Source organism: Streptomyces sp. NPDC056479 (assembly GCF_042795335.1).
In the GTDB taxonomy this organism is placed as follows: domain Bacteria; phylum Actinomycetota; class Actinomycetes; order Streptomycetales; family Streptomycetaceae; genus Streptomyces.
This window is the reverse complement of the sequence record NZ_JBHTRZ010000013.1, coordinates 21,307-27,334: the sequence shown is the minus strand read 5'-3', so window position 1 is coordinate 27,334 and position 6,028 is coordinate 21,307. Positions and strand designations below refer to the sequence as shown.

Here is a 6,028-nt window from a genome sequence, read left to right as displayed (position 1 = left end):
CCCGTGGTTTATTTCTCTTGTTGGCCCTCCGTCCCCCCAAATACCCCCGACCGCCCCCGGGGTTTCGCCCCCTCCCCCCCCCCCCCCCGGGTCCCCCTCCCCGCGGCGTGCTGTTGCGGCAGGTCGGATCAGGGACAGTTGGGGCAGGCGTTGGCCATCCGCTTGAACGCGGCCTTGGTCCCGGACCCGGCGATTCCGTCGATCTCACCGGTGTAGCCGTAGCGGGCCTTCAGCCACTTTTGCAGCGCCTTCACCGTGTTGGGCCCGACGATTCCGTCGATCTGGTCGCCGGGGTAGCCCCAGTGCGTGAGCCACTTCTGCATCGCCTTCCAGCTGTTGGTGCCGAGCAGCCCGTCGATCTCGCCGGTATAGCCCCAGTTGTCCTTCAGCACGCGCTGGACCTTCTTGGCCTCTTCGGTGGTCAGGCCGAGGTTGTTCACCGCGAGGACGGAGATCTCGGAGCCCACGGCCGGCTTCGCGTCCGACGCGGCAACGCTGGTACCCGCCGTCACGAGGCTCCCGGCGGCAAGGCCGACGATGGCGCTGACACTGACGAGGGTCCTCGTCCAGACATTCGGTCGCATGCGTTTCCCTCTCGTTGCGGGTCGGGTGGCGGCCCCTGCCGCCTGCCTGCCGAGACTGGGCGAGGGCGGCGACGGCGGCCACCATCGCCACGGAAGTGACGTCATCGCGGGACGTCCCACCCGCCGACCTGTGAGAACACCGCCTGCCGAGACGTCGCCGCGGGACACCTGAGGCGGCCGGTGGCCGATTCCGCACCCGTGCGGGAACCCGCTCCCGGTGCGGTCCGTGGATGCTGATGCAGAATGCGGCGAAGGGCACGGGGACCGCTGACCACGGACCGCCTGCCCGACCGTGAACGCGAATGGGGGGAACATGTCGCGTTGGGCAGTGCTGCCCGCGGAACTTGATCCGCGCGTACGGCAGTTGGTGGTGCGGTTACGCAGGCTGAAGGACCACAGCGGGCTGAGCCTGCGGCAGCTGGCGGCCAGGACGGGGTACAGCCCCAAGTCCTGGGAACGCTATCTGGGCGGCCGGTCGCTGCCGCCCCGGGAGGCCGTCGAGGCGCTGGCCCGGGCCCTCGACGAGGATCCGACCCGCCTGCTGGCATTGCACGAGGTCGCCAACGAGGCGTGGGGGAGCAGACGCGCCGAGACGGCCATGCCGACCGAGCCGGAGATCCTTTCGAGCGAGGTCACCGACGCCAACGGGTCGCGCTCGCCGGGCCGTTCGCTGCACGTCGCACTGGTGGCGGGGGCGGTCGCCCTGGTGCTGGCCCTCTCCACGGCCGTCCTCCTGGTCATGCGGATGAGCGGCGAGGAGCACAGGCCACCCTCGATCCCCCTCGCCGCCACCGCCCCGTCGGCACCCGCGTCGCCCTCGCGGTCGACGCCCCCGTACACCTGCCGGCTGGAGCGGATCGACGGCCGCTGGTACGCGGGCATCAGCCCCACCCGAGGCGCGATCCTGGCGAACGGCCACGCGGGCCCCGACGTGGCCGAGGCGCAGTGTCTGCTGCGCCGGGCGGGCATCTCGCCGGGCAACATCGACGGGATCTTCGGCCCGGTCACGGAAGACGCGGTCAAGCGGGAGCAGCGGCGGGCGGGGCTGGTCGTGGACGGCATCATCGGCCCGCACACCTGGAAGGCCCTACGGCGATGACGGCACCGCTCCCGGAACGGACCCGACTGGCCGCCGTGCTACGGGAGTTGAAGGGACGCACCGGTCTGAGCCTGGCCGGGCTCGCGGCGAAGACCGCGTTCAGCAAGTCGTCCTGGGACCGCTACCTCAACGGCAGGACGCTCCCTCCGCGCGACGCGGTGCAGGAGCTGTGCCGGCTGGCCGGCGAGCCGGAGGGGCGCTGTCTGGCCCTGTGGGAGATCGCGGAGGCGGCGGGGAGCGGGCGGTCGGCGCAGGGGACGCGCGCTCCCGCTCCGCCCCCGCCGCCTCCGCGTACCGGGACCACGCCTGCCGGAAGCACCGGCGACGGCGGCACCGCCCACCGCAGCGCGACCGTCGTGGCGGTGCTCGCGTCCGTGTCCGCCGTCGCCGTAGGAGGCATCGCCGCGGTGGCCCTCCTCCTCCCGCACCCGGACGGCGATCCGCGCGCCGCGCTGTCACCGCCCCCGTCCGCGACCGAGCCGCGCTGCCGGGGAGAGGTCTGCGAGGGGAAGAGCCCGATGCGCATGAAGTGCGCCGGAGCGCCGGAGACCCTCGCCTCCTACCGGACCGCGACCGGTGCCTCGCTGGAGCTGCGCTACAGCCAGGAGTGCGGGACGAGTTGGGCCCGGATGTGGGGGACGCGGGTCGGCGACCGGCTGGAGATGTCGGCGCCGGCCGGCGACGACGCCGGTGACGTTCGCGTCCGCGGCGCGGAGATCCTGGACGGCGTCGACGCGGACTCCTACGTCTACACCCCCATGACGGCCGCCGGCCCGGGAGCCGTCGTCCGGGCCTGCTTCCACCCGGCCGGGGGCGGCGGCGAGGAGTGTTTCGACAGCCGTGTGGGGAGGTGAGGCGCGTTGTCAGCGGCTGCCCCTACAGTCACGGGCATGGCGACACTTCCGAACCCTCTGCCGAGGCTCGCGTCCCTCGGTCTGCAACTCCCGCCCGGCGGACCGGTCGACACCACGGTGGACGGGCCGTGGCACGAGCCGCTGCTGTGGCTCGCGGACGAGCGGTCGGCTCCCGGCGGCTGGGCCGCGCTGCGGCGGACCGCACCGGCCGTCGGCCTGCTCCCGGTCGTCCTCGACGTCGGCGCCGGTCATGGCGGGCCGGAGCGGTGGGAATTGATGCCCGGCGAGATGTCGTACCCCGGGAATCACGACCCCGAGGAGGTGCTGGAGGAGTTCTGGGACGAGTGCGCGCAGGAGGACGCGGACTGGCCCGGTCTGGCCGGCACGGATCACGCCGACGACGCCACGGACCCCGAATCCGTCGCCTCCGACGTCGTGGACTCCCTCCTCGACGGCCACGGTCCCCTGAAGGACCCCCGTTTCGCCCTCGTCCCGGCCCGCCGCAGCGCCGACATCCCCACGGCGATCGGCTGGACGGGCCCGGCCAACCACGACAACGACACCGGGCGCCTGTCCGCGGTCCTCCGCTCCTGGGAGGAGCGGTTCGGCATACGGGTCGTGGCCCTCGGCTTCGACACCCTCCTGGTGTCCGTCGCCGCACCGCCCCGCACCCCTGCCGAGGCGGAGGCCCTGGCCGCCGAGCACTTCGCGTTCTGCCCGGACAACATCTGGCAGGGCAGCGACCCGACTCTCCCCGCGTACGCCGAACACCAACTCCTCAACCAGCCCGCCTGGCACTTCTGGTGGGACTGACCACGTGGGACTGACAACGTGGGACTGACGAGGTGGGATGACCGCCACCCTCACCGGGGCAGCAGCGTCATCCCCTCCGGTACGTCGATCCCGAACTCCTCGTCCAGCAGCCGACGCGCCTCCGCCTCCCCCATCACCTCCCGCTCGACGATCTCCCCGTCCACCCGCGTCTCGGTGAGGAGCCGGCCGTGGAGGAGGAGATGGCGCTCGACGGTGACGCTCTGGACGTAGACGCGCTGGGTGAAGGGCGAGCGCGGGTTGGTGCCGATGTGCCAGTTGACGACCTCGAAGTCGGGCTGCTCGAACGGCTCCAGGGTGAAGGCGTACTGGTCCGCCCAGTCGTCCTTCACCTGGTCGTGGGCCTGGAGCACCCACAGCTGGAGCGGCCCGTCGTGCGGTGCGTGGACGAGCCGGTGCCGGCGTTCCGCGTCCCGGAACCCGACCCCGGCCGTCAGCGGCACCGGCTCCAGCAGCGCCCCGATCGCGCCGAAGCCGACGTCCGCGAGATACGGCTGCGGGTCGCCCGGCGCCTCGACGAGCAGCGCCATGTGCGTGCGCGGCCGGCTCTCGATACGGTCCGCTCCGACCACGACGCGCGCGCCCAGCCTGGTCACCTTGAAGCCGAGCGCCTCCAACGCGCCCGCGAAGAGCGTGTTGTGCTCGTAGCAGTATCCGCCGCGCCGGCTGTGCACCAGCTTGGCCATCAGGTCAGCCGGGTCCAGGGACGGGGCGATGCGCCGCAGGGCGTCCAGGTTCTCGAAGGGGATGCCCCGCAGGTGCGCCAGATGCACACTCCGCAGCGTGGCCAGGTCGGCGCGCGGCTCCCCTTCCCAGCCGATGCGCCGGAGATACTCGTCGAGGTCGAACCGCAGGATGCCGGACATGGCTTCAGCCTAGGAAGGTCCGCTCGGGCCCGTCTGCGGTCCGCAGCCCGACCCGCCCTGGACCGTCGGTCCTAGGACCGCAGCCCCGCCCCCAGCCGCTTCAGCCCCTCCTCGATCTCCTGCGGGGTCTGCGTCACGAAGCACAACCGCAGCGTCGACCGGTCCGGCTCACCCGCGTAGAAGGGCGCCCCGGGGACGTAGGCGACATCGTGCCGCACCACCTCCGGCAGCAGGGCCGTCGTGTCGTACGACTCCGGCAGCCGGGCCCAGACGAACATGCCGCCCTCGGGCCGTTGCCACACCGACCCCTCCGGGAGAGCCCCGGGCAGTCCCGCCAGCATGGCGTCGCGGCGTGCGCGGTAGACCTCCCTGACGCGGGCCACATGCGCGTCGAGGGTGCCGAGGCAGCGGACCGCGGCGAGCTGGTTGACGGTCGGGGTGTGCAGGTCGGCGGCCTGCTTGGCGACCGCGCAGGCCCGCCGCAGGGCGGCCGGCGCGCGCAGCCAGCCCAGCCGCAGCCCCGGCGCCATCACATTGGAGAAGGAGCCGAGCAGCACCGTACGGTCCTCGGCGCCGGGGTACGAGGCGATCCAGGGCACGCGCTCGCCCTCGTACCGCAGCTCGCCGTACGGGTCGTCCTCGACGATCCACACCCCGCCCAGGGCGGCGACCCGGGCGAGGGCCGCCCTGCGTTCGGCGGGCAGGGTCCTGCCGGTCGGGTTCTGGAAGGTGGGCACGGTGTAGAAGAGCTTCGGCCGCTCCCGCGCCACCAACTCCTCGAGCGCGAGCGGATCCACCCCGTCCGCATCGCCCGGCACGGCCACGACCCGGGCTCCGGCGAGACCGAAGACCTGAAGTGCCGCCAGATAACAGGGGTCTTCGACCAGGACCGTGTCACCCGGGTCCAGCAGCGCGGTGGCCAGCAGCGACAGACCCTGCTGGGAGCCGGTGGTGATGAGCAGGTCGTCGGCGTCCGTGGCGAGGCCGCGCGCCGACATCCGGGCGGCGAGCCCGCCGCGCAGGCTGGGCTCGCCCTCCGTGGTGGAGTACTGCAGGGCGTGCGCCGGCGTCTCGGCGAACACGTCCCGGAAAGCGGCCGCGATGCCGTCCCGGTCGAACAGCTCCGGCGCCGGCAGCCCGCCCGCGAAGTTGATGACCTCGGGACGGGCGGTGACGGCGAGGATGTCCCGCACGGGCGATCCGCCCACCGCCCCGGTCCGCGCCGCGAGCGGCGGCACGGCGGCCGGGGCAGGACGGGGTGCGGGCTCAATGACGGTCATGACACGGCTCCTTGGGCTGCGACGGCGTGGGGGACGGCTCGTGCCGGGCAGCCTAAAGAACTACATGTCATCTACAAGTGACTTTCCGGGATACGGACCCCACCGCCCCGTACACAGGGAGCGGCACCCCGCTTCCACCGCCGCGGGGCGTCCCACGCCGGGCCAGCGGGACCTGGCGTCCCTGCAGGTCATCGACCGTCCCGCGACTCCGCCGTCCCGAATTCACCGTCGACGGTGGCGGGCAGGACGGGTGATCGCGCAGGCTTGGCACCGACCCCAACCCCCACGCAAGGAGAGGGCCACCCGATGCCGGCGTCCGCACCCACCGCCCGTCGCCCCCGCGCCCGGCTGCTCGCCGCCACGCTGGTGGCGGTCGCCGCGCTCGCGCTCACCGCGTGCGAGGACGGCCACGGCCTGCGCGACGAGGGTCCGTCGACCCCGACCAGCCCCACAGCCACACCGCCCACGACACCGCCGACGTCCGGCGGACGGTGACGGCCCCCGCAGGCCCTCT

The 6,028-nt window shown here is 73.1% G+C and carries 7 protein-coding genes; 4 read left to right on the top strand and 3 right to left on the bottom strand.

Annotated features, from left to right (window positions below):
• Positions 1–128: 128 nt before the first annotated feature.
• Positions 129–584, bottom strand: a complete 456-nt coding sequence (locus tag ACFQ6S_RS39375; protein ID WP_383420324.1) for a peptidoglycan-binding protein — start codon at positions 582–584, stop codon at positions 129–131.
• Between the two features lie 313 nt (positions 585–897).
• Between ACFQ6S_RS39375 and ACFQ6S_RS39370 the strand changes: the two genes are divergently transcribed.
• From ACFQ6S_RS39370 to ACFQ6S_RS39360, 3 genes are read left to right on the top strand one after another with little or no spacing between them, the layout of a single operon-like run.
• Positions 898–1,683, top strand: coding sequence for a peptidoglycan-binding protein (locus ACFQ6S_RS39370; protein WP_383420322.1), 786 nt, complete (start codon positions 898–900; stop codon positions 1,681–1,683).
• Positions 1,680–2,537: a DUF2690 domain-containing protein gene (locus ACFQ6S_RS39365; protein ID WP_383420320.1), complete on the top strand. Its 858-nt coding sequence runs from the start codon at positions 1,680–1,682 to the stop codon at positions 2,535–2,537. Before ACFQ6S_RS39370 ends, ACFQ6S_RS39365 begins: the two co-directional genes overlap by 4 nt.
• Positions 2,538–2,573: 36 nt before the next feature.
• The gene (locus ACFQ6S_RS39360; RefSeq protein ID WP_383420318.1) at positions 2,574–3,350 is read left to right on the top strand and encodes a DUF4253 domain-containing protein; all 777 of its coding nucleotides are present in this window, start codon (positions 2,574–2,576) and stop codon (positions 3,348–3,350) included.
• 50 nt (positions 3,351–3,400) lie between these two features.
• Here ACFQ6S_RS39360 and ACFQ6S_RS39355 read toward each other — a convergent pair whose 3' ends face one another.
• Both ACFQ6S_RS39355 and ACFQ6S_RS39350 read right to left on the bottom strand, forming a co-directional pair.
• On the bottom strand, positions 3,401–4,234 hold the full coding sequence (locus tag ACFQ6S_RS39355; RefSeq protein WP_383420316.1) for an arylamine N-acetyltransferase: 834 nt from the start codon (positions 4,232–4,234) through the stop codon (positions 3,401–3,403).
• A 71-nt stretch (positions 4,235–4,305) separates the two neighbouring features.
• A complete protein-coding gene (locus ACFQ6S_RS39350) occupies positions 4,306–5,514 on the bottom strand; it encodes a PLP-dependent aminotransferase family protein (RefSeq protein ID WP_383420314.1) in 1,209 nt (402 codons plus the stop codon).
• 306 nt (positions 5,515–5,820) lie between these two features.
• Here ACFQ6S_RS39350 and ACFQ6S_RS39345 point away from each other — a divergent pair, with 306 nt between their 5' ends.
• A complete protein-coding gene (locus ACFQ6S_RS39345; protein ID WP_383420312.1) occupies positions 5,821–6,009 on the top strand; it encodes a hypothetical protein in 189 nt (62 codons plus the stop codon).
• The last annotated feature ends 19 nt before the right edge of the window (positions 6,010–6,028 follow it).